Annotated in this window: 26 protein-coding genes; 15 read left to right on the top strand and 11 right to left on the bottom strand. The window is 73.3% G+C overall.

Annotation, left to right across the window (positions count from 1 at the left end; all coding sequences use genetic code 11):
- Positions 1-1287: an APC family permease gene (locus AWQ71_RS04545; RefSeq protein WP_281195350.1), complete on the top strand. Its 1287-nt coding sequence runs from the start codon at positions 1-3 to the stop codon at positions 1285-1287.
- Positions 1288-1347: 60 nt separating this feature from the next.
- Here AWQ71_RS04545 and AWQ71_RS04540 read toward each other — a convergent pair whose 3' ends face one another.
- Both AWQ71_RS04540 and AWQ71_RS04535 read right to left on the bottom strand, forming a co-directional pair.
- Positions 1348-2652 (bottom strand): FAD-binding oxidoreductase, encoded by a 1305-nt coding sequence (locus tag AWQ71_RS04540; RefSeq protein WP_067127067.1) that lies wholly within the window; start codon positions 2650-2652, stop codon positions 1348-1350.
- Positions 2653-2712: 60 nt separating this feature from the next.
- The gene (locus AWQ71_RS04535; protein WP_084258492.1) at positions 2713-3822 is read right to left on the bottom strand and encodes an MFS transporter; all 1110 of its coding nucleotides are present in this window, start codon (positions 3820-3822) and stop codon (positions 2713-2715) included.
- Positions 3823-4035: 213 nt separating this feature from the next.
- Here AWQ71_RS04535 and AWQ71_RS04530 point away from each other — a divergent pair, with 213 nt between their 5' ends.
- Positions 4036-4938, top strand: coding sequence for a LysR family transcriptional regulator (locus AWQ71_RS04530; RefSeq protein ID WP_067127064.1), 903 nt, complete (start codon positions 4036-4038; stop codon positions 4936-4938).
- A gap of 82 nt (positions 4939-5020) precedes the next feature.
- Here the strand turns inward: AWQ71_RS04530 and AWQ71_RS04525 are convergent, their stop codons facing one another.
- The 5 genes from AWQ71_RS04525 to AWQ71_RS04505 all read right to left on the bottom strand — a co-directional run bounded on the left by AWQ71_RS04525 (position 5021) and on the right by AWQ71_RS04505 (position 10201).
- Positions 5021-7132 carry a xanthine dehydrogenase family protein molybdopterin-binding subunit gene (locus AWQ71_RS04525; RefSeq protein WP_067127061.1) on the bottom strand — a complete coding sequence of 704 codons (2112 nt, stop codon included), beginning with the start codon at positions 7130-7132 and terminating at the stop codon, positions 5021-5023.
- Entirely contained in the window at positions 7129-8115 is a 987-nt protein-coding gene (locus tag AWQ71_RS04520) for an FAD binding domain-containing protein (protein WP_067127059.1), read from the bottom strand. Before AWQ71_RS04520 ends, AWQ71_RS04525 begins: the two co-directional genes overlap by 4 nt.
- Entirely contained in the window at positions 8112-8618 is a 507-nt protein-coding gene (locus AWQ71_RS04515; RefSeq protein WP_067127625.1) for a 2Fe-2S iron-sulfur cluster-binding protein, read from the bottom strand. The genes AWQ71_RS04520 and AWQ71_RS04515 overlap by 4 nt, the downstream gene beginning before the upstream one ends.
- Positions 8619-8836: 218 nt before the next feature.
- Positions 8837-9460, bottom strand: coding sequence for an ATP-binding protein (locus AWQ71_RS04510; RefSeq protein ID WP_067127056.1), 624 nt, complete (start codon positions 9458-9460; stop codon positions 8837-8839).
- 183 nt (positions 9461-9643) lie between these two features.
- Positions 9644-10201, bottom strand: a complete 558-nt coding sequence (locus tag AWQ71_RS04505) for a CGNR zinc finger domain-containing protein (RefSeq protein WP_067127053.1) — start codon at positions 10199-10201, stop codon at positions 9644-9646.
- A gap of 175 nt (positions 10202-10376) precedes the next feature.
- Here AWQ71_RS04505 and AWQ71_RS04500 point away from each other — a divergent pair, with 175 nt between their 5' ends.
- The 4 genes from AWQ71_RS04500 (at position 10377) to AWQ71_RS04485 (ending at position 13392) form a co-directional block, all read left to right on the top strand.
- Positions 10377-11114: a class I SAM-dependent DNA methyltransferase gene (locus AWQ71_RS04500; protein WP_067127049.1), complete on the top strand. Its 738-nt coding sequence runs from the start codon at positions 10377-10379 to the stop codon at positions 11112-11114.
- Between the two features lie 117 nt (positions 11115-11231).
- A complete protein-coding gene (locus tag AWQ71_RS04495) occupies positions 11232-11639 on the top strand; it encodes a DUF3224 domain-containing protein (protein ID WP_084258491.1) in 408 nt (135 codons plus the stop codon).
- Between the two features lie 182 nt (positions 11640-11821).
- Complete coding sequence (locus tag AWQ71_RS04490; RefSeq protein ID WP_067127042.1) at positions 11822-12394, top strand: TetR/AcrR family transcriptional regulator; 573 nt, start codon at positions 11822-11824, stop codon at positions 12392-12394.
- A gap of 32 nt (positions 12395-12426) precedes the next feature.
- Complete coding sequence (locus tag AWQ71_RS04485) at positions 12427-13392, top strand: alpha/beta hydrolase (protein ID WP_067127038.1); 966 nt, start codon at positions 12427-12429, stop codon at positions 13390-13392.
- Positions 13393-13432: 40 nt separating this feature from the next.
- On the opposite strand, the gene AWQ71_RS04480 is transcribed toward AWQ71_RS04485, so the two are convergent.
- The 3 genes from AWQ71_RS04480 to AWQ71_RS44275 all read right to left on the bottom strand — a co-directional run bounded on the left by AWQ71_RS04480 (position 13433) and on the right by AWQ71_RS44275 (position 16670).
- The gene (locus AWQ71_RS04480; RefSeq protein WP_157570172.1) at positions 13433-14779 is read right to left on the bottom strand and encodes a hypothetical protein; all 1347 of its coding nucleotides are present in this window, start codon (positions 14777-14779) and stop codon (positions 13433-13435) included.
- A gap of 122 nt (positions 14780-14901) precedes the next feature.
- Complete coding sequence (locus AWQ71_RS04475) at positions 14902-15519, bottom strand: response regulator (RefSeq protein ID WP_067127032.1); 618 nt, start codon at positions 15517-15519, stop codon at positions 14902-14904.
- Entirely contained in the window at positions 15516-16670 is a 1155-nt protein-coding gene (locus tag AWQ71_RS44275) for a sensor histidine kinase (protein ID WP_067127029.1), read from the bottom strand. Before AWQ71_RS44275 ends, AWQ71_RS04475 begins: the two co-directional genes overlap by 4 nt.
- 148 nt (positions 16671-16818) lie before the next feature.
- On the opposite strand from AWQ71_RS44275, the gene AWQ71_RS04465 reads away from it, so the two are divergent.
- Positions 16819-17358: a hypothetical protein gene (locus AWQ71_RS04465; RefSeq protein WP_067127026.1), complete on the top strand. Its 540-nt coding sequence runs from the start codon at positions 16819-16821 to the stop codon at positions 17356-17358.
- 6 nt (positions 17359-17364) lie between these two features.
- Here AWQ71_RS04465 and hypF read toward each other — a convergent pair whose 3' ends face one another.
- Positions 17365-19749: a carbamoyltransferase HypF gene (gene hypF / locus AWQ71_RS04460; RefSeq protein ID WP_218001637.1), complete on the bottom strand. Its 2385-nt coding sequence runs from the start codon at positions 19747-19749 to the stop codon at positions 17365-17367.
- A gap of 170 nt (positions 19750-19919) precedes the next feature.
- On the opposite strand from hypF, the gene AWQ71_RS04455 reads away from it, so the two are divergent.
- The 8 genes from AWQ71_RS04455 (at position 19920) to AWQ71_RS04420 (ending at position 26648) form a co-directional block, all read left to right on the top strand.
- A complete protein-coding gene (locus tag AWQ71_RS04455; RefSeq protein ID WP_067127023.1) occupies positions 19920-20837 on the top strand; it encodes an SIS domain-containing protein in 918 nt (305 codons plus the stop codon).
- Positions 20824-21504, top strand: coding sequence for a D-sedoheptulose-7-phosphate isomerase (locus tag AWQ71_RS04450; RefSeq protein WP_067127020.1), 681 nt, complete (start codon positions 20824-20826; stop codon positions 21502-21504). Before AWQ71_RS04455 ends, AWQ71_RS04450 begins: the two co-directional genes overlap by 14 nt.
- A gap of 158 nt (positions 21505-21662) precedes the next feature.
- On the top strand, positions 21663-22055 hold the full coding sequence (locus AWQ71_RS04445) for a hydrogenase maturation nickel metallochaperone HypA/HybF (protein WP_067127619.1): 393 nt from the start codon (positions 21663-21665) through the stop codon (positions 22053-22055).
- Positions 22003-22281 (top strand): HypC/HybG/HupF family hydrogenase formation chaperone, encoded by a 279-nt coding sequence (locus tag AWQ71_RS04440; RefSeq protein WP_067127017.1) that lies wholly within the window; start codon positions 22003-22005, stop codon positions 22279-22281. The genes AWQ71_RS04445 and AWQ71_RS04440 overlap by 53 nt, the downstream gene beginning before the upstream one ends.
- A gap of 6 nt (positions 22282-22287) precedes the next feature.
- Positions 22288-23415, top strand: coding sequence for a hydrogenase formation protein HypD (gene hypD, locus AWQ71_RS04435; RefSeq protein ID WP_067127014.1), 1128 nt, complete (start codon positions 22288-22290; stop codon positions 23413-23415).
- Positions 23412-24551, top strand: coding sequence for a hydrogenase expression/formation protein HypE (hypE, locus tag AWQ71_RS04430; RefSeq protein WP_157570171.1), 1140 nt, complete (start codon positions 23412-23414; stop codon positions 24549-24551). The genes hypD and hypE overlap by 4 nt, the downstream gene beginning before the upstream one ends.
- A gap of 43 nt (positions 24552-24594) precedes the next feature.
- On the top strand, positions 24595-25581 hold the full coding sequence (locus tag AWQ71_RS04425) for an NADPH:quinone reductase (protein ID WP_245658105.1): 987 nt from the start codon (positions 24595-24597) through the stop codon (positions 25579-25581).
- Between the two features lie 221 nt (positions 25582-25802).
- The gene (locus AWQ71_RS04420; protein ID WP_067127012.1) at positions 25803-26648 is read left to right on the top strand and encodes a dioxygenase family protein; all 846 of its coding nucleotides are present in this window, start codon (positions 25803-25805) and stop codon (positions 26646-26648) included.
- Positions 26649-26952: the final 304 nt, after the last annotated feature.

Genomic DNA, 26952 nt, shown 5'->3' with positions numbered 1-26952 from the left:
GTGAGCCGATTGGGCAAGGCGACGACCGCCGCCGCGGTCCCGGACGAGCTGCGACGCCGGCTCGGGCTCTTCGACGCCGTGGTGATCGGCCTCGGGTCCATGATCGGCGCGGGGATCTTCGCCGCACTCTCCCCGGCTGCGCGCGCGGCCGGATCCGCGCTGCTGCTCGGACTGGCCCTGGCCGCGGCGGTCGCCTACTGCAACGCCACCTCCTCGGCCCGGCTCGCGGCCCGCTACCCGGCCTCCGGCGGCACCTACGTCTACGGCCGCGAACGCCTGGGGGAGTTCTGGGGATACCTGGCCGGCTGGGGGTTCGTCGTCGGCAAGACCGCCTCGTGCGCGGCGATGGCCCTGACCGTCGGCTACTACGTCTGGCCTGAGCAGGCGCACGCGGTGGCCGTGGCCGCCGTGGTCGCGTTGACCGCCGTGAACTACGTCGGGGTGCACCGGTCCGCCTGGCTCACCCGCGTCAGCGTCGCCGTCGTCCTCGCGGTGCTGACCACCGTGGTGGTCGCCGCCCTCACCTCCGGCGCGCCGGACGCGTCCCGGCTCGGCCTCGGCTCGGACGCCTCACCCGGCGGGGTGCTGCAGGCGGCGGGCCTGCTGTTCTTCGCGTTCGCCGGATACGCGCGCATCGCCACGCTCGGGGAGGAGGTCCGCGACCCCGCGCGCACGATCCCCCGCGCCATCCCGCTGGCGCTGGGCATCGCCCTGGTGGTCTACGCGGCGGTCGCGGTCGCGGCGCTGAGCGTACTGGGCGCCGAAGGAGTCGGCGGGGCGGCCGCCCCGCTGGCCGAGGTCGCCCGCGCCGCCGGGCTGCCCGGCCTGGTGCCGCTGGTACGCGTCGGCGCGGCGGTCGCCGCGACCGGCTCGCTGCTCGCGCTGATCCTGGGGGTCTCCCGTACGACGCTGGCCATGGCCCGCGACCGGCACCTGCCCGGCGCCCTCACCGCCGTCCACCCGCGGTTCGGCGTGCCCCACCACGCCGAGCTGGCGGTGGGGGCGGTCGTGGCCGTGGTGGCGGGCCTGGCGGACCTGCGCGGCGCGATCGGGTTCTCCTCCTTCGGCGTGCTCGTCTACTACGCCATCGCCAACGCCAGCGCGGTGACGCTCATCTCGGCCGGAGCCCCGCACCGGCGGGCCGTGCCCGTACTCGGCCTGGCCGGCTGCCTGATCCTGGCCTTCGCCCTTCCGCTCTCGTCGGTGGTCGCCGGAGCGGTCGTCCTGGCCGTCGGGGCCGCCGCATACGGCCTGCGCCGTCGGGGGCCGGGCCGGCGAGGCGGTTAGGTCGTGTCTGACACTCCCTAGTCCGAAGGCAGGCTGGCCGCTCACCCGGCCTCCCGGCTGTCACCCTCCCACCGGGAAGTTGCTGCGGAAGGTGTTGTGCGGGTCCCGGTGGCGTTTGACGGCGCGCAGCCGGCTCAGGGTGGTGGAAGTGAACGCGTCGGCCGCGGTCTCTCCGGGATTGAGGAAGGTGAGAGGCTTGCGGCCGCTGACGGGAAGTGCGCCGGCGAGAGCACGCTGCTTGTCCGCGATGGCCCGGGCCGTCGCCGGGTCGGTGGGGACGCCGAACAGGTAGAGCGCGTAGGGCGCGGCCAGCGGGCCGTGCGGGCTGTCGGAAGGGCGGGCGAACGCGCCGCCCAGGTGCCGGATCTGGACGCTCAGCAGCGGCGCGATCGGGTCGGCGAGCAGCGTCTTGGCCGCGACGTCGTCCAGGTCGGTGAGGAGTTCGCCGCGCGACAGCCCGGGTCCCGGGTCGGTCGGTTCCGCAGTGATGGTCCCGAGTTCGGAGACCGCCATGACCCGCCTGCCGTCCGACAGCGGCCGGGGCAGGCGGTCCAGCGGGGCCAGCAGGTTGCGTGCCTGCTCGGCGCCGCCGAGGTAGGTGGCATCGACGGCGACCATGGGGTCGGAGCCGGGGAAGTGCAGCAGGTCCAGCCACACGGTCAGCTCGTCCGGGGCGGTCGCGGTGATCTGCCGGTAGGCGTCCATCACCTCGGGGGCGTGCTCGGCCGTCCACACCATGCGGCCGCCGTACAGGCGCGGCGCGTCGTGGAGGGTCAGTTCCAGGCCCGTGACGATCGCGAAGTCGCCTCCCGCGCCGCGCAGGGCCCAGAACAGGTCGGGGTCGGTGCCGGCGGTGACGTGCCGTCGGTGGCCGTCCGCGTCCACGAGGTCGAACGCGCTGACGCTGTCGGCGACCCACCCGTACGCGCGGCCGAACCAGCTCAGCCCGCCGCCGAGGGCGACGCCGGTCACGCTGACGACCGGGGAGCTGCCGGGCAGGCCGGTCAGTCCGTACGGCGCGGCGGCGGCCTGCACCCGGCCGGAGGACACGCCGGCGCCGATGTGGGCGCGGCGGGCGTCCGGGTCGATTCGCAGGCTGTCGAGCCGGGCGGTGCGCAGCAGGATGGTGCCGTCGGTACGGCCGGTCGCGCCGTGCCCGTTGGGCTGTGTCGCGATGCCGAGCCCGGCGGTGCGGGCGTACCGGACGAGCGCGGCGACGTCGGCGGCGTCGGCTGCTTCGACCACGGCGGCCACCGGCTGCTCGACCGCCAGGTTCCAGGGACGGCGCGCGGCGTCGAAGCCCGGGTCACCGGGCAGCCGGACCTGACCGCGGACGACGGTGCGCAGGGTGCTCAGAACATTCATGATTTCTCCTTATCCGGACGTGTTGTGGGTCAGTGCCGCCCCTCGGGGGACGCCCCGGAGTCACGCGGTGGCGTGCTCGCCCCGCTCGGTGAGGGCGATCTGGCGGCGGGCGGGGCTGAAGCCGAGGGCGACCAGGGCGGTCAGGGCGGCGATCATCGCGGTGCGGGTGCCGCGGACGGTGGCCAGCCGTCCGGCGAGTTGGGATCCGGCGACGATGGCGGCCATCGGCACCAGGAACGCCAAGCCGGTGCGCAGGGCGTCGTATCCCTGCACGATCTGGAAGTAGACGGTCAGGAAGTACAGCAGGGTGCCGAAGGTGCCCATGTACAGGAACGTCACCAGCACACCGGTGCCCAGGTCGCGGCCGCGCAGCAGCCCGAGCGGCAGCAGCGGGTCGGAACTGCGGGCCTCGATCACCACGAACCCCGCCAGCAGTGCCGCGCCGAGTACCCCGGCGCCCGCCACGGCCGGCGTGTTCCAGCCGGATTCGGGCCCCTGCACCAGGGCGAACACCACCAGCGTGGTTCCGCCGGTGGCGGCGAGCGCCCCGGCCAGGTCGAACCGGCGGCCGCTCGCCCGCGCGGCGTCGTGCGGGACGAGAGTCAGGGCGAGCAGGGCGGCCGCGGTGGCCAGCGGCACGTTGACGTAGAAAACCGCCGTCCAGCCGAACGCATCGGTCAGGATTCCGCCCAGCAGCGATCCGAGGATCATGCCGCTGCCGCCGGCGGTGCCCCACACCGCGAACGCGCGGTTGCGTTCGCGGCCTTCGGCGAATCCGGTGGAGACCAGCGTCAACGTGGCCGGGAACAGCAGCGCGCCGCCGAGCCCCTGCACGGCACGGGCCACGACCAGAGGCAGGGGCCCGCCGGCCAGGCCGCCCGCCAGCGACGCCACCGCGTACAGCGCCAGTCCCAGCATGAATATGCGGCGTGGCCCGAACAGGTCCACGGCGCGGCCGCCCAGCAGCAGGAAACCGCCGAACGCCACCGCGTAGGCGCTGATCACCCATTGCATGGTCTGCGCCGAGAAGTGCAGGGCGTCGCCGATCTCCGGCAGCGCCACGTACACGATGTTGTAGTCGAGGGAAATGATCAGCTGGGCGAATGCCAGCAGCGCCAGCGCGAGATGTGGGCGAGGGAACCCGGCCCGGGCCGGGGGGACGGTGGACATCAGAAAACACCTTCGTGAGACATCGGAGGAGACAGGCGTGGTGTGCGCGGTGGCGCACGGGATGACCGCGCGGTGACCCGGCCGCTGAAGCCGATGGGGATCCCGTGCAGGTCAGAGTGGTGGTTGAGCGGTTCCACTCTCGATCCGGGACCGATGGGGATCAATGCGCCGCTATGCAATGATCATCAAGCGTGAATTAACGATGGGAGGATCATGCTGGAGCGGCACGAGGTGGAGGCGTTCCTCACTCTCGCCGAAGAGCTGCACTTCGGCCGCACCGCCGAGCGGCTGCACGTGTCCACCGCCCGGATCAGCCAGACGATCGCCAAACTGGAGCGCCGCGCCGGGGTGCCGCTGTTCAATCGCACCAGCCGCCGGGTGGAGCCGACGGCGGTGGGCAGGCGGCTGTACGAGGACCTGCGTCCGGCCTGGGATCAGATCACCAGCGCGTTCGAACAGGCCATCGCCAGCGGCCGCGGCCTGACCGGAACGCTGCGGGTCGCCTTCGTCGGCGCGGCGGGCGGGCAACTGCTGGCCGGAGCCACCGAACTGTTCCAGCAGCGCCAACCCGACTGCGACGTCCGGCTCCGCGAAGCGCAGATGGTCGAACTCATGCCGTGGCTGCGCGACGGCGAGATCGACCTGGCCCTGGGCACCTTCCCCTTCGACGAGCCCGGCATCGCCACCGGCCCTGTCCTGATATCGGAGGCGCGCATGCTCGCCGTCCCCATCCGGCACCCCTTCGCGCGCCGTTCGTCGGTCTGTCTGGAAGATCTGGCCCGGGCCACGCTCCTCCAACTTCCCGACACGCTGCCCGACTCCCTCCGCGACGACCGCACGCCACGTACGACGCCGTCCGGACGGCCGATCGAGCCCGGCCCCTCAGCCGCCACCTTCAACGAGATGCTCACGCTCATCGGCGCCGGTCGCGGCGTCTTCCCGGTCGGAGCCCATGCCCGGCGCTACTACGCCCGCCCCGACGTCGCCTACATCCCCTTCGATGACGCCCCGCCTCTGCGATGGGGCCTGCTGTGGCGGGCCGACAACGCGACCGCACGCGTTCACGCCTTCACCCAAGCCGCGTACGACCTCATCAACGATCACGTCGCCGATTAGCGGAGCGTTACCACCTGGTCGGCATCTTGCCCGGTCTCGACCGTCCTCCGGATATCCCGGCGCGCACCGCGGCGCGGCGGCTTCAGCGCAGCAGCACGTCGGGCGTGATCGGCAGATCCCGCACCCGCACCCCGGTCGCGTTGTGCACCGCGTTGGCGATCGCCGCCGCGGCGCCCACGATGCCGATCTCGCCGATGCCCCTGGCCCCCAGCGGCCCGGCGTGGACGTCCTCCTCATCCAGCCAGACGGCGTCCACGTCCACCACGTCGGCGTGGGTGGCGATGTGATACTCCGCGAGATCGTGGTTGATCACATGGCCGGTGCGGTGGTCGAGCACGCCCCGCTCGTGCAGCGCCATCGACAGCCCCATCGTCATGCCGCCGATGAACTGCGACCGCGCCGTCCGCGGGTTGACCACCCGGCCCACCGAGAACACCCCCAGCATCCGCGGCACCCGCACCTCACCGGTGTCGGCGTCCACCCGGACCTCCGCGAACTGCGCCCCGAAGGAGTGCATCGCGAACCGCTCGGCGTCCGGATCGTCCGGCATGTCCGCGCCAGCTTCCGCGCCCGCCGGCGGCTGCTCCCCGTACACGTGGCGGAACGCCCGGCACGCCGCGACGACCGCCGACCCCCAGCTCGTCGTCCCCGACGACCCGCCGGCCACGGTCGCCGCCGGAAGATCGCTGTCCCCGATCTCCACCCGCACCGCGCGGAGGCGGCAGCCCAGCGCGTCGGCCGCGATCTGCGTCAGCGCCGTCCAGGCGCCGGTGCCGATGTCGGCCGCGCCGATCCGCACCGTGTAACGGCCGCCCCCTTCGTACTCGACCACCGCCCGCGACCCCGGCAACCGGTAGTACGGATAGGTCGAGGCGGCCACCCCCAGACCCACCAGCTCGCGCCCGACCAGGCGGGTGCCGGGCGCCGTGCGCTCGGCCCATCCGAAACGGGCCGCGCCCTCACGCAGGCACCGCACCAGATGGCGCCCCGACCACGGCCGGCCGGACTCCGGGTCCACCTCCGGATCGTTGCGCGCCCGCAGCTCGATCGGATCCAGCCCGCACGCCTGCGCGAGCTCGTCCATCGCCACCTCCAGGGCGAAGAACCCCGGTGCCTCGCCCGGCGCCCGCATCCACGACGGCACCGGCACGTCCAGCGCGGCCAGCCGGTGCGAGGTCCGCCGGTTCGGCGCCGCGTACATCATCCGCGCCCCGACGGCCGTCTGCTCCGCGAACTCCTTGATCGCGGAGGTGTGCTCCACCACCTCGTGCGCCACCGCCGTCAGCCGCCCGTCCGCACCGGCGCCCAGCCGTACCCGCTGGATCGTCGGCGTACGATGACCCGCCAGCGCGAACATCTGCTGCCGGGTCAGGGCCAGCTTGACCGGCCGCCCCGGCACCGCCCACGCCGCCAGCGCCGCGAGCACGTTGTGCGCGTGCGGCATCCCCTTGGACCCGAACCCGCCGCCCACGTACGGGGAGATCACCCGCACCCGTTCCGGCGGCAGGCCGAAGACCTGCGCCAGCGTCGAGCGCACCACATGCGGGCCCTGCGTCGAATCGAACAGCGTCAGCCGCGCGCCCTCGGCGAACCCGCCGCCCGGAGCCCGCTCACCCGGATCCCACACCGCCACGCTGACGTGCGGCTCCATCGGGCTGTTGAACTCCATCGGCGTCGTGTAGGCCCGGTCCACGGTCACCGCCGCCGCCTCCATCGCCGCGTCGACGTCGCCCTCGTCGGTGTCGCTCACGAACCCCCCGTTGACTTGCTCCGGCGCGTACAGGCCGGGCCGGTCGGCCCGCAGCTCGGTGTCGTGCGGCCGCTGCTCGTACTCCACCCGCACCAGACCGGCCGCGTACCGCGCGGCCTGCGGCGTCTCGGCGACCACCACCCCGACGAACTGCCCCCGGAAGCCGACCTCGTCCGACTGCAGGACCGCCAGCTCGGCATCCCCGGTGTCGGCCAGGCGCGCCGCGTCGCGGTGGGTCACCACCGCCAGCACCCCCTCCACCCCGGCCGCCGCCGCGGAGTCGATCGAGGCCACCCGGCCGCGCGCGATCGTCGCCTGCACCGGGAACGCGTACGCGGGATCGGTCACCGGCCGGTCATAGGTGTAGCCGGCGCGGCCGGTCACCTTGGCCGGCCCCTCCACCCGGGCCGCGGGCGTGCCCACCGCTTCCCGCCAGACCGTCATCGCCCCTCCTCGGCCAGCGCGCGCAGCGTCGCCACGACCGCGTTGCGCGTCATCGCCACCTTGAACGCGTTGCCCGGCAGCGGCCGCGCCGCGGCCAGCTCGGCCTCGGCCGCCCGGCGGAAGGCGTCCTCCGTGGCGGGGCCGCCGCGCAGCTCCGCCTCGGCCCGCGTCGCCCGCCACGGCTTGTGCGCCACGCCACCCAGCGCCAGCCGTACGTCCCGCACCAGGCCGCCGTCCAGGTCGAGCGCGGCCGCGACCGACACCAGCGCGAAGCTGAAGGAGGCCCGGTCGCGCACCTTCCGGTACGCCGAACGCCGCGCGAACGGCAGGTGCGGCAGCTCGACGGCGATGATCAGATCGCCGTGTTCCAGCACCGTGTCCCGCTGCGGCGCGTCCCCGGGCAGCCGGTACAGCTCGGCCAGCGGCAGCGTGCGCGCGCCGCCCGGCCCGAGCACGGCCACGACGGCGTCCAGCGCGACCATCGCCACCGCCATGTCCGACGGGTGCGTCGCCACGCAGTGCTCCGACGCCCCCAAGATCGCGTGGTAGCGGGTGTACCCGCCCGCCGCCGAGCACCCCGACCCCGGCACGCGCTTGTTGCACGGCGTGGTGACGTCCTGGAAATAGGGGCAGCGGGTGCGTTGCAGCAGGTTGCCCGCCGTCGTCGCGACATTGCGCAACTGCCCGGAGGCGCCCGACAGCAGCGCCCGCGCCAGCACCGGGTAGCGCTCGCGGACCAGCGGATGCGCGGCCAGGTCGCTGTTGCGTACGGCGGCGCCGATCCGCAGGCCGCCCGCGGTCTCCTCGACCCGGTCCAGCGGCAGCCGCGACACGTCCACCAGCAGATCGGGCCCGGCCACGCCCAGCTTCATGTGGTCCACCAGGTTTGTGCCGCCGCCCAGGAAGGCCGCGCCCGGCCGCCCCGCCACGGCGGCCACCGCCTCGGCCGGATCGCCGGCCCGCAGATACTCGAAGGGGATCACGACTCGGCCTCCTCCCGCAGGGCCGCGACGATGTTGACGTAGGCGCCGCACCGGCACAGGTTGCCGCTCAGCCGCTCCCGGATCTCCTCGTCGTCCAGCGTGACCGGCCCGGTCAGGTCATCGGTGACCTCGCTGGGATGCCCGGCCTTGACCTCCTCCAGCATGCCGACCGCCGAGCAGACCTGCCCGGGGGTGCAGAAGCCGCACTGGAAGGCGTCCTTCTCCAGGAAGGCCCGCTGCACCGGGTGCGGCTCGCCCTCCTGCGCCAGCCCCTGCGCGGTGGTGACCTCGGCCCCGTCGCAGGTCACCGCGAGGATGAGGCAGCTCACCACCCGCCGCCCGTCCAGCAGCACCGTGCACGCGCCGCACTGGCCGTGATCGCACCCCTTCTTGGGCGAGGTGACCGACAGGTGGTCGCGCAGCGCGTCGAGCAGCGTGGTGCGGGTATCGAGCGCGAGCGGCCTGACCCGGCCGTCCACCCGCAATGTGATCCGAGCGTCCATGGTCGCCTCCCGGCGGACCTCACCTCCGCTCCCGGCCGGGGCCCCGGCGGCCCGGCCTCGGAGCGGCTCCCGAAGGCCCACCGTGCCCACCCGGCGCGCGACTAACGCCCGGACCGCTGATCGTGGCCTGACCCTGCACGCCCTTGGCGGCGCCTTGCCTATTCCCGCCTTCCCCGCCTTCCCCGCCTTCCCTGGCTTCCCGGCCCGGCGCGCCCCGATCAGTCGAGCCGGCGCAGGCCCTCCAGAACGCACCGGAGCGTACGCGCGTCCGGGCCGTCGGCGCGCTCGGCCACCCGCGCGTGCCGCAGGCGCCGCGGGAGCGTCGTGCTCGGCCGCCGTACGGGCGGCGCGGCGGAAACCGGGGAGGGGGCCGGGCTCACGGGCACGGCGACCTCACACCAGACGATCTTGCCGCGGCCGGGCGCGGTGCGCTGCCCCCACGCCGTGGACAGCGCGCCGACCAGCGTCAGCCCGCGCCCGCCCTCCCGCAGCTCGTCCGGCGGATCGGCCCGCTGCGTGGCCGGCGTCTGCGCGCTGACGTCCCACACCTCGATCACGAGGCTGCGGGCCGACAGCACCAGCCGCAGCGCGACCATCCGCAAGGCCACGGGGAACACCGAGGAGGCCACCGGCAGGCCGGCCACCGCCTCCGTCGCCCGCACGGCGTTGGTCACCAGCTCGGACGTGAGCAGCTCGACCGTGTCGGTCAGCTCCGGCAGCCCCCACCCGGCGAGCTGCGCGCGGACGAAGGCCCGCGCCCGGCGCGGTGTGGCGGCGGACGCCCCGAACACCCGGTCGGCCGCCCGCGCGCCACCGCGCGCCGGGAACGGCGAGGTCAGCATTCGCGGGACATTCCGCGTACCGGCCGGCGGTCGGGGGCCGGCGGCATCGGCGCTCGGGCGGGCCGGGGGAGCAGTCGCGCAAGACGCATGACACCGATCATGTGGCAGCACCCGCCCCGGCGGTACCTCGTTGACGAGATCGGTGGAAAAATCTCACCCCGGCCCGTGTCGCCGGGTGTTCCGTCAGGGGGCCTTGCTGCGGTGATAGTGGCGGGCGACGCGGACGCGGTTGCCGCATCGGGAGGCCGAGCACCAGCGGCGCCGGGGGTGCGCGGGCAGGAACAGCATCACGCAGTCGTGGGCCTCGCACTGGCGGACCTTGGTGACGCCTGGATCGACCAGCAGGTCGGCGGCGGCCTCGGCCAGCGCCGCGGCGAGCCGCACCCCGACCGGCCCTGACCGGCCGCGGCGCGTCACGACCGCCACCCCCTCCCAGGACAGCTCGTTGATCGCGGGCGCGGCGCGCTGCGCGTCGTTGAGCGCCGCCAGATCGGCGGCGTCCGGCGCTTGACCCTGCCGAACGCGGTCGAGTGCGCGGGCGGTGTGGTCGCGTACCGCGTGCACGGCGGCCAGATCCGCGACGGTGAGCTCGGCGGTGCTCGCGTCCGGCAGCCGTCCGGCCTGCAGTTCCAGCCAGGCGCGCAGAGCGTCGGGGGTGGCGATCAGATCGCCGACGGCCGGGCGGGTGTTGACCAGGTCCAGCGCCAGGGGCTCACCCGTCAGGGGAACGACGTCACTCACGCACCTAATGCTATCCCTGCCGTTGAGACATTAGAAAAGTGATCGCTGTAACCAGCGACTTCATCGCTCTGCGCCCCGAGACCTCCGGTGCCGAGAGCACCGTCCGTGGCCTGCCGACCCCGCCCGGCGGAAAACGGATGGCTTCGCGAGGGCTCACCTGATTACGGTCTGCGGCATGGACGATCCTGACGGCTACTTCGGAGAAAACGTCGCGGCGACCTACGACGAGGCGGCGGCCGACATGTTCGAACCCGCCGCCGTGGACCCGGCGGTCGAGGTTCTGGCCGAGCTCGCCGGCGACGGCCGGGCGCTGGAGCTGGGCATCGGGACCGGACGCGTCGCGCTGCCGCTGTCGCGCCGCGGCGTCCCCGTCCACGGCATCGACCTCTCGCGCGCGATGGTGGCCCGGCTCCACGCCAAGCCGGGCGGTGACGCGATCGGCGTGACGATCGGCGACTTCGCGACCGCGAAGGCGGACGGCGCGTTCTCGCTCGCCTACCTGGTCTTCAACACGATCATGAATCTGACCACCCAGGACGCGCAGGTGGCCTGCTTCCGCAACGTCGCGGACCACCTCGCCCCCGGCGGCCGGTTCGTCATCGAGGTCATGGTCCCCGACCTGCGCAAGCTGCCGCCCGGCCAGAACGCCGTGCCGTGGCGCACCGGCCCGGAACTGTGGGCGATCGACGTGTACGACGTCGCCACCCAGGCGATGAGTTCCAACTATGTCGAGGTCGTCGACGGCCGCGGCGAGTATCGGTCGATCCCGTTCCGCTACGTCTGGCCGGCGGAGCTCGACCTCATGGCCCGGCTCGCCGGGATGCGGCTGCGCGAACGCTGGGGCGACTGGGATCGCGGCCCCTTCACCGCCGACAGCACCAGCCACGTCTCCATCTGGGAGAAGCCCGCCTGATCCCCGCCGCGCATGAACGCCGTGGACCAACCTGACGCGGGCTGACAGGTATGGCCTGAATACTCACCACCAGACCGGCGCCGGCCTTCGGCGCCCGGCCGGACCCCATCCCACGACATGAGCGAGACGACGATGACCACGCGCGCGACCGGAACGTTCGAGATCACCGACTGGACCGAGATGGCCACCGACCAGCGGGAGGGCGCGACCATCACCCGGGTGCGCATCACCAAGGAATTCCAGGGCGACCTCCGGGGGACCAGCACCACCGAGATCCTCACCGTCGCCACTGACGCCGGCCCCGCCGCCTACACCGGGATCGAGCACGTCCAGGGCAGCCTCGGCGGCCGCACCGGCAGCTTCGTCCTGCAGCACAGCGCCGGCGCCGAAAACGGCGAGCAGTGGATGCGCTGGCTGATCGTCCCCACCTCCGGCACCGGCGAGCTCGCCGGCCTGCGTGGCGAGGGCAAGATCATCCTCGAGAACGGCGGGCACTCCTTCGTGCTGGACCACGAGATCGACTGATCCCCCGACCGCGGCGGCCGGCGTCGGCGCGGGGCCGCCGGCCAGGGCGGCCGCGCGGGCCTGGACGACCGGGGAGGGGCCAACGGCGCTATTCGCCGCGGCGGTGGGCCGCCCCGGAGGAGGGCCCGAGGGGAGCCATCCACAAATTTACACTTTTCGATGCTGGTGTTAAATTTGTAGACATGCCGAAGGTCTCCTCCCCCCAGCTCGTGTTCGACGCCGCCTACCGCTGCTTCTGCCGCAACGGCTACCGGCGCACCACGGTCTCCGACATCGTCGAAGAGGCCCAGATGTCGCGCCCGACCGTCTACAAGTACGTCGGCAGCAAGGAAGAGGCGATCGTCAGGATCGTCCAGTCCCGGCTGGACGGGGCCCGCGAGGCGGCACGGACGGCGGCCGAGGCCGCGGGCACGCCCGAGGAGAAGGTCCTCGCCGTGCTCGCGGTGAAGCTGGACGTCGCCATCCGGCTGTGGCACGACAGCCCCGCACACGCCCAGGAACTGCTGTCGGCCGCCACCGCCCAGGCGCCCCACCTGGTCACCACCTACACCGCCCACCTGGCCGAGCTCCTGATCTCGGCCCTGTCCGATGCCACCCCCGACACCGCGAAGCAGGCGGCCGCCGTCCTGCTCACCTTCACCCGCGGCCTGGAGGAGGACCTGCGCGACGCCGACGCCGTACGCCGCGAACTGCGCGCCGGCACGCGGATGATCATCCGCGGGGCACTCGCCCGTCCCATCCCCACCCCGGCCTGACCACCGGCAGGCCACCGGCGGAAGGCACCACCGTGAGCAGCACCGTCCCCACGTACTACCGCGACCAGCAGGCCTGGCGCGACCTCCAGCAGTTCCTGCCCTCCCGCCTGCGCCTGACCGACGCCACCGCGCCCGAGGAGGAGTTCTGGGACTGGCGGGGGCACCGCGTCCACCTGGACCGCTACCGGACCCCCGACGCCAAGGCCAAGGTCGTCCTGCACCACGGGGTGGGCACCAACGGCCGCCAGATGTCCCTGGTGCTGGGCGCCCCGCTGGCGCAGCGCGGTTTCGAGACCGTCGCCCTGGACAACCTCGGCTACGGCCTCACCAAGGTCAGGCCCGGATCCACCCCGTCCTACGACGACTGGGTCGACCTCGTCGTCGACTTCCTCGCCTTCGAGCGGTCCCGCGACGACCGCCCCATCGTGCTGTACGGGCTCAGCGCGGGCGGCATGGTCACCTACCACGTCGCCGCCAAGGCGCCCCGCGGCACCCTCGCCGGCATCGTCGGCATGACCTTCCTCGACCAGCGCGACCAGCAGGTGCGCGACGAGACCGCCCACGACAAACTGACCTCGCGCGCGGGCATCCCCTTCTTCCACCTGCTGGCCAGGACACCTGCGGCCCGCATGAAGTACCCCATGACGCTGGCCGCCAAGATGTCGGCCCTCGCCAACGACCCGGCCGCACTGAAGGTGATGGTGAGGGACCGCACCTCTGCCGGGAACTGGGTCAGCGTCCGCTTCCTGGACCGCTACGGCGGCTACACCCCGACCGTCGAGCCCGAGGACTTCGACGCCTGCCCGGTGCTGCTGACCCAGCCCGCCGAGGACCGCTGGACCCCGCTCCACCTGAGCCGGCCGTTCCTGTCCCGCATCACCAAGGTCCCGGTCGACATCGTCATGCTCGAAGGCGCCGGCCACTACCCCCTCGAAGAACCCGGCCTGACGCAGATGCAGGACACCATCGCCGACTTCGTCACCAAGCACACCGTCTGAGCCGGCGCGCCACCGCTCGGCCCTACCCCTTCCTCGGCCCTCAGCGGCCGGGGAGCAGACGTCCACCCTTCGCCAGCGCGTAGGACCTGCCCCCCAGAGCGCGGTTCGCCGTCAGGTGAGAGTCGTAGCGTACGACGTGTCCGTTCCCGACGACGTTCTCCACGACCCCGCCCTTGATCCGCGCGCCGGTGAGCGCGCCGACCACGGAGTCGTCGGTCACCGACCATCGGCTCGAGGCGTCCAGCGCCAGCGCCGCCCGGGAGATCCGCCCCGTCAGCCGCGCGCTCCCGCGCAGCTCCACCGTCGCCGAGCTGGTCTCGTCCGTCATGACGTCGCCGTCGAGCGCGCTGCCCGCCACCGTCAGGGCCGCCCGCCCACGCCGCGTGACGTGCAGCAGCCGCCCGTCGTTGCGCACCCGCACCCCCCTCCGCACCGTGATCAGCCCGGTCGTGCCCCTCACCTGGAACGTGTCGCCCTTCTCCGCCATCAGCCGGCCGCCCTCCAGGGTCAGCACGCCGGGCCCCTGCCTCCGGCCGCCCAGCCGGAACATCCGGGCCCCGACCGCCCCCCGCACCACGCAGTCCTTGGCCGACAACGAGCTCGCCCCGTCGACCACCAGCCCTTCGCTCTGCTCCGCCTCCAGGCGCGCCCCGACGCACGTCACCGAGCCCATGCTGTACGCCCCGGCGGACAGGCGCCCGGAGGTGGCGAGCTCCCCGCCGATCACCGTCACCTCGCCGCCGCCACGCGCGGCGAGCACCGCGGCGGAGTGGATGCCCGAGGTCGTGACCTTCACCCTGGCCAGGGTCGCCCGGCCCCTGTCCGCCGCCGACGCGCCGTGGGAGTAGTCGGCGGACGTCTCGATCGTGCCGCCCGTCATCGACACCGTGGAGCTCTCCCCGTAGGCGAACAGGCCGCTCGCGCCGGCGCTGTCCGTCGTCACCGACCCGCCCGAGATCTCGGCGGATCCGCCCGACTGGGCCAGCACCGCCGCGTTCACCCCGAAGAAGCCGCTTTCGCTGTTCGACGCGGAGTTCCCGGTCTTGTCGATCTGCGGGTTGGTGAGCGCCAGCCGCGCCGGGCCGGACACCAGGACCGCCGACTCGTTGGCCCCGTCGGCCTGGAAGCCGCCCTGGGAGCGGCTCACCGTGCCCTGGTTCACCGTGAACCTGCCCCTGGCCGCGAACTGGCGCGGCGTCAGCTGCGGGACCGGCGAGGCCCCCGGCGACACAGGAGAGACGGGAGAGACGGGAGAGGCCGGCGGCACGGGGGAGACCGGAGACAGTACGGCCCGCCGCCCGCCGTCCTCCGGCGACGGCACGACGGCCTGGCAGCCGCCCGCCAGCAGCGAGGCCGCCACCACCCGCGCCATGACCCGCCGTCCCACGATCCCCCTCCCGCCATATCGTTACTGTCCGTAATCGCAGGAGGTCATGCCGGGCGGCGATCAGGCGCCGTCCCGCGACGCCGCGTGCCCGGCCGCACCACCCGCCCCTCAGGGGCGCGGGATCACAGCCCCGACCAGTAGACCGCCGCCTGCGCCCGGCTGCGCAGGCCGAGCTTCGCCAGCACCCGGCTCACATGGGTCTTCGCGGTCGCCTCCGCGATGCCCAGCGACCGCGCGATCTCCGCGTTGGACAGCCCCCGGCCCAGGCCGGCGAGCACCTCGTGCTCGCGCGGCGTCAACGCCTCCAGCGCCCCGGGATCGGCCGCCGGAGCCCCGGCGAACGCGGCGATCAACTTGCGGGTCACCGACGGCGAGATCAACCCCTCACCCTGGGCCACCAGCCGCACCGCCGCCACGAGTGAGTCCGCGTCGGTGTTCTTCAGCAGGAACCCCGCCGCCCCCGCCCGCAACGCGCCGAACACGTACTCGTCGATGTCGAACGTCGTCAGGATGAGCACGTCGGCCACCCCGGCCAGCTCCCGCGTGGCCGAGATCCCGTCCAGCAGCGGCATCCGCACGTCCATCAGCACGACGTCCGGCCGCAGCCGCACCGCCATCTCCACCGCCGAGCGCCCGTCGCCCGCCTCGCCGACCACCTCCATGTCGGGCGCCCCCTCCAGGATGAGGACCAGCCCCGCCCGCACCGCCGCGTGGTCGTCGGCCACCAGCACCCGGATCACGACAGGCTCCCGTTCGCCCCGGCCGGAGCCACCGGCAGCTCCACCCGCACCCGCCAGCCCCGCCCATGCGGCCCGGCCTCGAAGCTCCCGCCGAGCAGCGTCGCCCGCTCCCGCATCCCCGCCAGGCCCGCGCCCGCACCCGGCAGCCCGCTGGGACCCGCCCCGACCTCGTTCACCACCGTCAGCTCCACCAGATCCGGCCGGTACCCGACCAGCACCCGAACACCCGCGCCCGTCCCGTGCTTCAGCACGTTCGTGAGCGACTCCTGCACGATGCGGAACCCCGCCAGATCCACCGCGGCCGGCAGCTCGCGCGGCGTCCCCGCCACGGCCAGCTCCACCGGGAACCCGGCCCGCTCGATCAACGCCTCGACATCCGACAGCCGCGGACGCCGGGCCTCGTCGACCTCCTCACCCTCCTCCCGCAGGAAACCGATCATCGTCCGCATCTCCGCCATCCCCTGGACGCTGTTCTCCCGGATCGACTCCACGATCCGCCGCGACGTCGCCGCGTCCAGATCGGCGCGGGAAAGCATCGCGCTCGCCTGGATCGCGATCGCGCTGAAATGGTTGGCGACCAGATCGTGCAGCTCACGCGCCATCCGGGCCCGCTCCGCCGACACGGCCGCCCGCCGGTCCAGCTCCGCCAACCGCGCCACCTGCTCCGCCCGCGCCCGCTCGTCCGCCGCCTGGTCCCGATGCTGGCGCACGATGATCGCCGTCGTCACCGGGACGACCCCCACCAGCGCCGCCTGGATCGCCATGGCGGCCAGCACCCGCCAGTCATGGATCGCCAGCGCCGTCCCCGCCCCCACCACGACCGCGCCCACCGACGAGACCCACAGCATGATCCGCCCGAGCCGGCGCGGCCCGTACAGCACACCCGCGTAGATGTTGTCCGTCACGATCAGCACGGTCGCCAGCGACGGGCCGAGCAGCACGTCACCGGCCAGCGCGACACCCCCCAGCGCCAGCGCCAGGACCGGCGCCCGCCGCCGCACCGCCACCCCCGCGCACGTCACGGCCAGCGGGATCGCCAGCACCGGCGCGGCAAGCCCCCGGTGCACGAAGGCCCCGCCGGCAACCAGGACCAGACCCGCGGCGAAGGCGGCCACCGCCATCGCCGCGTCCTGCCTGGTTGGAGTCAACATCACCCCATCTCACCACGACCCGCCACCGGCCCCTTCCCCCTCCGGTACGGCGCCGCCGTACACCGAAGGATGTAGCGACATTCATCACCGGCGACGACGACCGCCGCCGCCCCGGCACACCACCCTGGATCGTGGAGGTGGTGAGCGAGTGCTCGCGGTGATCATCGGATGTGAAGTCGGCTTCTGGGTGTTCCTGGGCCTCGGACTCCTGGCGCGCTACCTGCTGCGCATGCGGCGCACCGGCGCGGCGCTGCTGCTGGCCGTCCCCCTGCTGGACCTCGTCCTGCTCGGCGCCACGGTCATCGACGTGCGCGGGGGAGCGGCCACCACCTGGCAGCACGGCCTGGCCGCCGCCTACCTCGGGTTCACCGTCATGTTCGGCCACCGCACCATCCGATGGGCCGACGCCTGGGCCTCCCACCGCCTCGCCGGCGGCCCCCCGCCGGCCAAACCACCGGCCGGCGGCATGGCCCGCGCCCGCTACGAATGGATCGTGTGGCTGCGCATCCTCGCCGCCTACGCCATCACCTGCGCCCTGCTGTTCGCGATCATCTGGCTGGTCGGCGACCCGCCGCGCACCGAGGCGCTGACGCAGTTCATGCTCGGCGTGGCCAAGGTGCCGCTGTTCGCCCTGCTGTGGCCGATCAGCTACACCCTCTGGCCCAAGAAGGCGACCCCCGGTCGCTGAAACCCGCTATGACAGGCCCGCCGCGTCCCTGGCCGCCGCCACCGCGGCCTGGCCCAGGCTGATGCCGCCGTCGTTCGGCGGCACCCGGCGATGAGTCAGCACCCGGAACCCGCGCTCCTCCAGCCCGCCCACCACGCGGGACAGCAGCAGCCCGTTCTGGAAGACGCCCCCCGACAACGCCACCGTGCCCAGCCCGCTCCCGGCCCCGCCCGGCCCGGCGCCCTCCCGCACCAGCGCGCACGCCGCCACCGCCGCCGCGGCCAGCCCGTTGTGGAACCGCGCGGACACCACCGCCCCGTCCACGCCGTCCAGGACGTCGGCCACCACCGCGCGCACCAGGTCGTCCCCCCGGATCACCAGCCCCGGCCCCGCCTCGACCCGGGCCGCGTACGCGCCCTCCTCGGCCAGGTCGGCCCACCGCTCCAGCCCGGCCGCCGCCTGCCCCTCGAACGTCACGCCGTCGCGCACCCCGACGATCGCCGCCACGGCGTCGAACAACCGCCCCGCGCTCGACGTGAGCGGCGAGCCCACCCCCGACCGGGCCACCGCCACCACCCGATCCCACAGGCCGGCGTTCCGCTCCCGCACGGCCAGCCCCTCCGGCGGCGCCCCCGCGAACGCGGCGTCCAGGTACGCCGCCGCCATCCGCCACGGCTGCCGCACCGCCGCCGCACCGCCCGGCATCGGCACCACCCCCAGGTGCGCCACCCGGGTGAACCCCTCCAGATCGGCGACCAGCACCTCGCCACCCCACAGCGTGCCGTCCACGCCGAACCCGGTCCCGTCGAACGCCACCCCGATCACCGGTCCCACCTCGCCCGCCTCCGCCAGGCAGGACGCGATGTGCGCGTGATGATGCTGGACCGCGACCAGATCCACCCCCTCCAGATCCAGCGCGTACTTGCTCGACAGGTACTCCGGATGCGGGTCGTGGGCCACCACTCGCGGATCCACCCCGAACAACCGCCGGAAATGCCCGATCCCCTCCACGAACGACCGCAATGTCTCATAGCTCTCCAGATCGCCCACATGCGGCGACAGGAACGCCCGCTCACCCCGGACCAGGCAGAACGTGCTCTTCAGCTCCGCACCGCAGGCCAGCACCGCCCGCCGCGCCGGCAGCGCCAGCCGTACCGGCAGCGGCGCGTATCCCCGCGACCGCCGCACCGGGATCTCCCGCCCGCCCGCCACGACGACCACCGAATCCTCCGCCCGCGCGTGGATCTCCCGATCATGGACCAGGAACGCCTCCACCATCGCGCCCAGCCGCTCCACCGCCTCCCCGTCCCGGTGCACGATCGGCTCGTCCGACACGTTCCCGCTGGTCAGCACGTACGGCCGGGCCAGCTCCGCGGCCAGCAGATGATGCACCGGCGTGTACGGCAACATGACCCCCAGCCGGCCCTCACCCGGCGCCACCTCCTCCGCCACCTCCTCCGCCACCCTTTCGGCCACCTCCGCGGCCACCGACGGGCGCCCCGCCGCGGCGTCCGCGCGGCGCGGCAGCACGACGATCGGACGCGCGGGGGAGACCAGCAGCCGCTCGGCCTCCCCACCAACCACGCACAACCGCCGCGCCGCCGCCACATCCGCGACCACCACCGCGAACGGCTTGTCCTCCCGCCGCTTGCGCGACCGCAGCACGGCCACCGCCGCCGCGTCCGTCGCGTCCACCGCCAGGTGGTAACCCCCCAGCCCCTTCACCGCCACGACACCGCCCGACCGCAGCACCGCGACCGCCCCGGCCACCGGGTCACCGGCCACCTCACCGCCCCGCCCGTCCAGCAGCCGCAACACCGGCCCGCACCGCGGGCAGCACACCGGCTGGGCGTGGAACCGTCGATCACCCGGATCCCCGTACTCCGCCGCGCACGCCCGGCACATCGGGAACGACGCCATCGTCGTCGCCGCCCGGTCATACGGCACATCCCGCACGATCGTGTACCTCGGCCCGCAGTTCGTGCAGTTCACGAACGGATGCCGATACCGGCGGCACGACGGGTCGAACAACTCCGCCAGGCAGTCCGCGCACGTCGCCACGTCGGGGGACACCAGCGTCCGCCGCCCGCCGTCCCGGCTCGGCACGATGCCGAACCCGCGTGCGCACCGCTCACCCAGCACCGGGATCGCCGTCACCGAGATCCGGTCGATCACCGCCAGCGGCGGCGCCTGACCGGGCAACTCGCGCTGGAACCGCGCGACGTCCTCGGCCGCCCCCTCCGCCTCGATGAACACCCCGCGCCCGTCGTTGCCGACCCACCCCGACAACGCCAGCCGCCGGGCCAGCGCGTGCACGTAGGGCCGGAACCCCACCCCCTGCACGATCCCCTCGACCCGGATCCGCACCCGCTCCGGATCCCCGCCCCGGCCGGCGGCCTCCCCGCTGCTCACCCGGCCATCCTCACCGCCGCGCCCGGCCGCGCCCGCCGCCGCCACGCCCGCCCCGACCAGTGCCCCACGGCACGTGAGCAGACCTTTACCCCCGCCCGGCGCTCCAGGTCCGCCCCCGCCGCGACCACGAAACGTAGCCTGACGGCCACGCGGAACAACGGAGCGTACACATGTCTGTCGCAGCCACCATGCAGCTCGCCCTCCGGGACGCCTTCCTCCGCCGGGACTCACCCGGCCACGCCCTCGCCCGGGACTCCACCCGGGTCGCCGAAGCCTGCCAGGCCATGGCCGACCGCTTCCGCCGCGGCGGGAAACTCATCGTCTTCGGCAACGGCGGCGCCGGCGCCGACGCCGCCCACATCGCCGTCGAGTTCATGCACCCCGTCACCGTCGGCAAGCGCGCCCTGCCCGCCCTGGCCCTCAGCAACGACGCCGCCACCATGACCGCGATCGGCGTCCGCGAAGGCCTCGCCGAAACCTTCGCCCACCAGCTCGCGCACTGGGCCGCCCCCCACGACATCGCCCTCGGCATCTCCCGCGACGGCCGCTGCGCCAACGTGCTGCGCGGCCTGCGCACCGCCGCCGACCGCGGCCTGCTCACCGTCGCCCTGCTCGGCGACGTCCCCCCGCCTCCGCAGGGGGAGTCGCCCCGCATCGACGCCGACCACGTCCTGCTCGCCCGCTCCACCGACCCGGCCGTGGTCAAGGAGATCCACGTCACCGCCTACCACCTGCTGTGGGAGCTCGCCCACCTCTTCCTGGAACACCCCGCCGCGCAGCAGCCCGCGAGCGACACCCAGCCCCTCGCCCCGCCCCACACCCAGCCCCGGCCCGTGACGGCCGAACAGCGGCCCCCGGCCTGCGACGACACCTGCACCTCCTGCACCACCTGCGCCGACCAGGCCACCCCCGCCACCGTCGTCCAGCTCCTGCACGGCGGACTGGCGCTCGCCGACACCGGAACCGGGACCGGCACCGAAGAGATCAGCGTCGCCCTCGTCGACGCCGCCGTCGGCGACACCGTCCTCGTTCACGCCGGAGAGGCCATCGCCGTCATCACGAAAGGAACCGACCATGGCCGTCGTTGACGAGCCGCCATCGGAGGAGATGCGCGGCCTGTACCCCTTCCTCTATCCCGACCAGGACCACCTGCGCTCCGTCCTCGCCGAGGCCCAGCGCTCCACCGAGGCCAAGGCCGCCGAGATCGTACGGCTCCGCCGCCACCTCGCCGAACTCGACGGCGACCGCCTCATCGCCTGCGCCCAGGAGATGGCCACCCGCTTCGCCGCCGGAGGACGCCTGTTCACCTTCGGCAACGGCGGGAGCAGCACCGACGCCCAGGAGGTCGCCACCGCCTTCCTCCACCCCGACCCGCCCGCACGCCCGCTGCCCGCCCTCGCCCTCACCAGCGACGTCGCCGTCGTCACCGCCCTGTCCAACGACGTCGGCTTCGACGTCGTCTTCGCCCGCCAGCTCGCCGCGCTCGCCCGCCCCGGCGACATCGCCCTCGGCCTGTCCACCAGCGGCGGCTCCACCAACGTCGTCCACGCCTTCCGCGAAGCCGCCCGCCTCGGCCTGCTCACCGTCGGCCTGGCCGGCGACCGCGGCGGTCGGCTCGCCGAACTCGGCCTGCTCGACCACCTCTTCGTCGTGCCCTCACCGTCCGTGCACCGCATCCAGGAGGCGCAGACCACCCTCTACCACGTGCTGCGGGAACTCACCCAGCACGCCCTCGGCGCCTCCCTGCCCGCCTGACCCGGCCCATCCGGTTAATCCCGGGCTGATCTCGGGCCGATCCCGGCTGATCAAAATGCCCTGACCGGAAATTTCCCGATCACAGCACCACCGCCCCCACCGGCCGGGAATGACTACGCAACGTAACCATTCGCCACTCCCGGAACGGGGTGACCACCGTGCACGAAATCGGGATCGCCGAAGCGATCCTCGACGCCGTCGAGAAGCGCGCCGCCGGCCGGCCCGTGCAGCACGCCCGCGTCCGCGCCGGCGCCCTCCTGCGCATCAGCGAGCCCGCCATCAACCAGGCCTTCGCCATGGTCTCGGTCGGATCACCCGCCGAAGGCGCCCGCCTCGAACTCGTCATCATCCCGGCCCGGCACATCTGCCGCACCTGCCGCCACGTCACCACGTCCGACGACGCCTTCGCCTCCTGCGGCGGCTGCGGCGGCATCGACATCGTCACCGAAGGCGGCGACGAACTCATCCTCGAATCCATCCAGACCACGGAGGCCGACCATGTGCCTGGGCATCCCCGGCGAGATAGCGGAGATCCTGCCCGACCATCCTGACCTCGCCATGGTCGACATCAGCGGCGTCCGGCGCGCCATCAACATCGGCCTCCTCGACCGCGAGGACCTCGCCCCCGGCGACTGGGTCCTCATCCACGTCGGCTTCGCCCTCTCCAAGATCGACGAAGAGGAGGCCGCCGCCGCTCTCGACTTCCTCAACAGCATCGGCGACCCGTACGAGGACGAGATCGCCGCCCTCCGCGAATCCACCATCGACCAGGGGTGACACCCGATGCGCTTCGTCGACGAATACCGCGACGCCGGGCAGGCCCGCGCCCTGTCCGGCCAGATGGCCGCGCTCTGCCGCCCCGGCCGCACCTACAAGTTCATGGAGGTCTGCGGCGGCCACACCCACACCATCTACAAGCACGGCCTGGAGGACTACCTCCCCGACGCCGTCACCCTCATCCACGGCCCCGGCTGCCCCGTCTGCGTCATCCCCATGGGACGCCTCGACGACGCCATCCACATCGCCGAGCAACCCGGCGTCATCATGGCCTCCTTCGGCGACATGATGCGCGTCCCCGGAGGCCGCGGCTCCTTCCTCGACGCCAAAGCGCGCGGCGCCGACATCCGCATGGTCTACTCACCCCTCGACGCCCTCAAGATCGCCAGACAGAACCCCGGCAAACGCGTCGTCTTCATGGCCATCGGCTTCGAGACCACCGCCCCCTCCACCGCCATGACCGTCCTGCGCGCCGAAGCCGAAGGGATCCACAACTTCTCCGTCTTCTGCAACCACGTCACGATCATCCCGGCGATCAAAGCCATCCTCGACTCACCCGACCTGCACCTCGACGGCTTCATCGGCCCCGGCCACGTCTCCGCCGTCATCGGCTGCCGCCCCTACGAGTTCATCGCCCACACCTACGGCAAACCCCTCGTCGTCACCGGCTTCGAACCCCTCGACGTGCTGCGCTCCGTCTACCAGATCCTCACCCAGCTCGCCCACGGCCGCAGCCAGGTCGAAAACCAGTACGCCCGCGTCGTCCCCTGGAACGGCAACCCCAAAGCGCTCAACGCCATCAGCCGCGTCATGGAACTTCGCCCCTACTTCGAATGGCGCGGCCTCGGATCCATCTCCCACTCCGCGCTCCAGATGACCGAGAAATACGCCGCCTACGACGCCGAACGCCTCTTCCACATCCCCGGCGTACGCGTCGCCGACCCCAAGGCCTGCCAGTGCGGCGAAGTACTCAAAGGCGTGCTCAAACCCTGGGAGTGCAAGGTCTTCGGCACCGCCTGCACCCCCGAGACCCCCATCGGCACCTGCATGGTCTCCTCCGAAGGCGCCTGCGCCGCCTACTACAACTTCGGCCGGTTCTCCCGCCAGCGCGTCAAGGAGGCGACCAGCCCGTGAACACCGACCCGAGCGAGGAGACCACCGCCCCCTGGGCCGAGACCGCCGTACGCGAAGCCGGCCACCTCCACCGCCCCACCCGCGAAGACCAGGTCCTCGAACGCATCGAACGCGCCCGCCGCGGCAAAGCACGCATCAGGGAAGAACTCATCACCCTCGCCCACGGCGCCGGAGGCAAGGCCACCCACACCCTCATCGAAGCCGTCTTCCTCGAGGCGTTCCGCAACCCCCTCCTGGAACCCCTCGCCGACGGCGCCGTCACCGGCGACCTCGCCCTCACCACCGACGCCTACGTCGTCAAACCCCTCTTCTTCCCCGGCGGCGACATCGGCGACCTCGCTATCAACGGCACCGTCAACGACCTCGCCATGTGCGGCGCCACCCCCCGCCACCTCACCGCCTCCTTCATCCTCGAAGAAGGCCTGCCCATCGCCGACCTGCGCCGCATCACCGCCTCCATGGCCGCCGCCGCCCGCGCCGCCGACGTCCACATCGTCACCGGCGACACCAAGGTCGTCGAGAACGGCAAAGCCGACGGCTGCTACATCACCACCGCCGGAATCGGCGCCCTCGACCGCGGCGCCGCCCTCAGCGCCGCCTCCGTCACCCCCGGCGACGCCGTCATCGTCTCCGGCCCCATCGGCGACCACGGCATGACGATCATGCTCGCCCGAGGCGAACTCGACCTGGAAGCCCAGCTCACCTCCGACACCGCCCCCCTCCACGACCTCACCGCCCGCCTCCTCGCCGCCTGCGGCGACGCCGTACGCTGCCTGCGCGACGCCACCCGCGGGGGAGTGGCCACCGTGCTCAACGAGATCGCCGCCGCCTCCCGCACCTGCGTCGTCCTCGACGAGAACGCCGTCCCCATCCGCCCCCAGGTACGCGGAGCCTGCGAACTCCTCGGCATCGACCCCCTCTACGTCGCCTGCGAAGGCCGCATGGTCGCCGTCGTCGCCCCCCACCGCGCCGACGCCGCCCTCGACGCCCTGCGCTCCCACCCGCTCGGCGCCGACGCCGCCCTCATCGGCCGCGCCGGCGACGACCCACCCGGCCTGGTCCTGCTCAAGACCTGTTTCGGCGGCACCCGCATCGTCGACCTCCTCGTCGGCGACCCGCTCCCGCGCATCTGCTGACCACGCCCCGACCGGGACGGGACCGCGGGAAAGGAACCCCACCATGAGCACCCCGCGCATGCGCGCCGCCTACGTGACCGAACTCGGCCCCGCCGAACGCATCCACGTCGGCGACCTCCCGCTGCCCGAACCCGGCCCCACCGACGTACTCGTCCACGTCGACGCCGTCGCCGCCAACCACGTCGACACCTACGTCCGATCCGGCCTCTACCGCACCCCCACCCCCTTCCCGTTCGTCATCGGACGCGACCTCGCCGGCACCGTCGCCAGGACCGGACCCGGCGTCACCGGCTTCGCCCCCGGCGACCGCGTCTGGTGCAACAGCCTCGGCCACGGCGGCCGCCAGGGCTCCTTCTCCACCCACGCCGTCGTCCCCGCCGACCGGCTCTACCCGCTGCCGCCCGGCGTCGACCCGGTCACGGCCGTCGCCGCCCTCCACCCCGCCGCCACCGCGTTCCTCGGTCTCTTCCGCGACGCCCGCGTCCGCCCCGGCGAAACCGTCGTCATCGGCGGGGGAGCGGGCGCCGTCGGCTCCTGCGCCGTCACCATGGCCGCCCGCGCCGGAGCCCACGTCATCGCCACCGCCCGCCCCGCCGACACCCCCTACTGCCACGACCTCGGCGCCACCGAAGTGTTCGACTACCGCGACCCCCACCTGCTCACCCACCTCGGCAAGGCCGCACCCGACGGCGTCCACGTGTACTGGGACACCTCCGGACACCACGACATCCCCGGCGTCACCCCGCTCCTCGCCCGCGGCGGCCGCGTCCTGCTCACCGCCGGCATCAGCGCCCGCGCCGAGATCCCCGTCGGCTCCCTCTACACCAGGGACGCCCGGCTGCTCGGCTTCGCCCTCTCCAACGCGAGCGCCGCCGACCTCGCCGACGCCGCCGCGCTGGTCAACCGCCTGCTGACCGCCGGAACCCTGCGCGTGCGGATCGGCGACATCCTCCCCCTGGACCAGGCCGCCGAAGCCCACCGCATGCTGGAGGACGGCCAGACCACCGGCCGCGTCGTCCTGCGCCCGTGAACCGGACCCGGCCCGCGAACTCCTTCCATATCACCCAGTTATGGAAATTTGTAAGGTGTTCCGCTGATCCGTTCCGTGTCAGCTTGGGTGCAGTCAAGGCGCCCCGGGCCGGACCGCGCCCCCAGCTCACGCCGCCGGCCGCCACCCACACCCGCCGGCGTACCGCCGAGCGCGGCGCCCCGGACCGGGCCGCCTCACCCCCGACACCGAGAAGGCCACTGATGGACACCGAGAACACGCCCACCGAGCAGGGGCGCAAGGGCATCACCCGCAAGACCCTGCTCAAGGCCGCACTGGTCGCCCCGCTCCCGCTGCTGGTCGGACAGATCCCCGCACTGGCCCGCGACACACGGGGGACGGGGGAGCCGCTGACCCCGACGCCGTACTGCTCCGACCACGACGACCCGACGGTCCCGCAGATCGAAGGCCCGTACTTCAAGCCCAACTCGCCGCTGCGCACCACCCTGGCCGGCCCCGGCACGCCCGGCGTCCCCCTCACGTTCACCGGCTACGTCTTCGGCCTCTCCTGCCAGCCCCTCGCCAACGTGCTCCTGGACTTCTGGCAGGCCGACGACAACGGCGCCTACGACAACTACGGCTTCACCTTCCGCGGCCACCAGTTCACCAACGCCCAGGGCGCCTTCACGCTCACCACGATCGTCCCCGGCCTCTACCCGGGCCGCACCCGCCACATCCACGTCAAGGTCCAGGCGCCCAACCGCCCGATCCTCACCACCCAGCTCTACTTCCCGGGCGAACCCCGCAACAGCACCGACACCATCTACGACCCGCGCCTGCTCATGAACGTCCGCAACGCCGGAGCCGGCAAGGAGGCCACGTTCGACTTCGTGCTCAACGTGCCCGGCGGCGGGCCCAGCCCCTCGCCGAGCGCGTCGCCCACCGCCTCCCCGAGCACACCCCCCGGCGGCACCTGGAGCGCCGGCACCGTCTACCAGGCCGGAGCCACCGTCACCTACGGCGGCGCCACCTACCGCTGCCTCCAGGGACACACCGCACAGGTCGGCTGGGAGCCCCCCAACGTCCCCGCCCTGTGGCAGCGGATCTGACGCACACCCCGCCGCCACACCGCCCAGCCGCCGGCCACGGACACCGGCGGCTGGGCCCCTCCCGCCGGCGCCCGGTCACCCCGCCGGTCAGCGGCCATCCTGCGGACCTCGCGCCGGTCGGCGGTCACCGTTACACACTCATCACGTATCCAACGTCACCCGATAACGTCGATCCAGCAAGCTCTCCACCTGTGATCACGAAACTCCTTCTCGCCGCCGTTCTCAGCCTCGGCGGCGCCCTCGCGCCGCAGTCCGCCTCTGCCATCCAGTGGGAGAAGTGCCCGCCCGACCCGCCTTACCCGGC

The organism is Microtetraspora malaysiensis (assembly GCF_001528665.1).
GTDB classification, from domain to species: domain Bacteria; phylum Actinomycetota; class Actinomycetes; order Streptosporangiales; family Streptosporangiaceae; genus Microtetraspora_A; species Microtetraspora_A malaysiensis.
This window is presented reverse-complemented; position numbering and strand designations above follow the sequence as displayed.

What these genes read in the sequence shown, in the direction of transcription:
- AWQ71_RS04535 (WP_084258492.1), bottom strand. Translation starts at nt 3,822, where the DNA reads ATGTCCACCGTCCCCCCGGCCCGGGCCGGGTTCCCTCGCCCACATCTC.
- AWQ71_RS04530 (WP_067127064.1), top strand. Translation starts at nt 4,036, where the DNA reads ATGCTGGAGCGGCACGAGGTGGAGGCGTTCCTCACTCTCGCCGAAGAG.
- AWQ71_RS04420 (WP_067127012.1), top strand. Translation starts at nt 25,803, where the DNA reads ATGGACACCGAGAACACGCCCACCGAGCAGGGGCGCAAGGGCATCACC.
- AWQ71_RS04490 (WP_067127042.1), top strand. Translation starts at nt 11,822, where the DNA reads ATGCCGAAGGTCTCCTCCCCCCAGCTCGTGTTCGACGCCGCCTACCGC.
- hypD (WP_067127014.1), top strand. Translation starts at nt 22,288, where the DNA reads ATGCGCTTCGTCGACGAATACCGCGACGCCGGGCAGGCCCGCGCCCTG.
- AWQ71_RS44275 (WP_067127029.1), bottom strand. Translation starts at nt 16,670, where the DNA reads ATGTTGACTCCAACCAGGCAGGACGCGGCGATGGCGGTGGCCGCCTTC.
- AWQ71_RS04510 (WP_067127056.1), bottom strand. Translation starts at nt 9,460, where the DNA reads ATGCTGACCTCGCCGTTCCCGGCGCGCGGTGGCGCGCGGGCGGCCGAC.
- AWQ71_RS04440 (WP_067127017.1), top strand. Translation starts at nt 22,003, where the DNA reads ATGTGCCTGGGCATCCCCGGCGAGATAGCGGAGATCCTGCCCGACCAT.
- AWQ71_RS04540 (WP_067127067.1), bottom strand. Translation starts at nt 2,652, where the DNA reads ATGAATGTTCTGAGCACCCTGCGCACCGTCGTCCGCGGTCAGGTCCGG.
- AWQ71_RS04455 (WP_067127023.1), top strand. Translation starts at nt 19,920, where the DNA reads ATGTCTGTCGCAGCCACCATGCAGCTCGCCCTCCGGGACGCCTTCCTC.
- AWQ71_RS04495 (WP_084258491.1), top strand. Translation starts at nt 11,232, where the DNA reads ATGAGCGAGACGACGATGACCACGCGCGCGACCGGAACGTTCGAGATC.
- AWQ71_RS04450 (WP_067127020.1), top strand. Translation starts at nt 20,824, where the DNA reads ATGGCCGTCGTTGACGAGCCGCCATCGGAGGAGATGCGCGGCCTGTAC.
- AWQ71_RS04425 (WP_245658105.1), top strand. Translation starts at nt 24,595, where the DNA reads ATGAGCACCCCGCGCATGCGCGCCGCCTACGTGACCGAACTCGGCCCC.
- AWQ71_RS04515 (WP_067127625.1), bottom strand. Translation starts at nt 8,618, where the DNA reads ATGGACGCTCGGATCACATTGCGGGTGGACGGCCGGGTCAGGCCGCTC.
- AWQ71_RS04500 (WP_067127049.1), top strand. Translation starts at nt 10,377, where the DNA reads ATGGACGATCCTGACGGCTACTTCGGAGAAAACGTCGCGGCGACCTAC.
- AWQ71_RS04525 (WP_067127061.1), bottom strand. Translation starts at nt 7,132, where the DNA reads ATGACGGTCTGGCGGGAAGCGGTGGGCACGCCCGCGGCCCGGGTGGAG.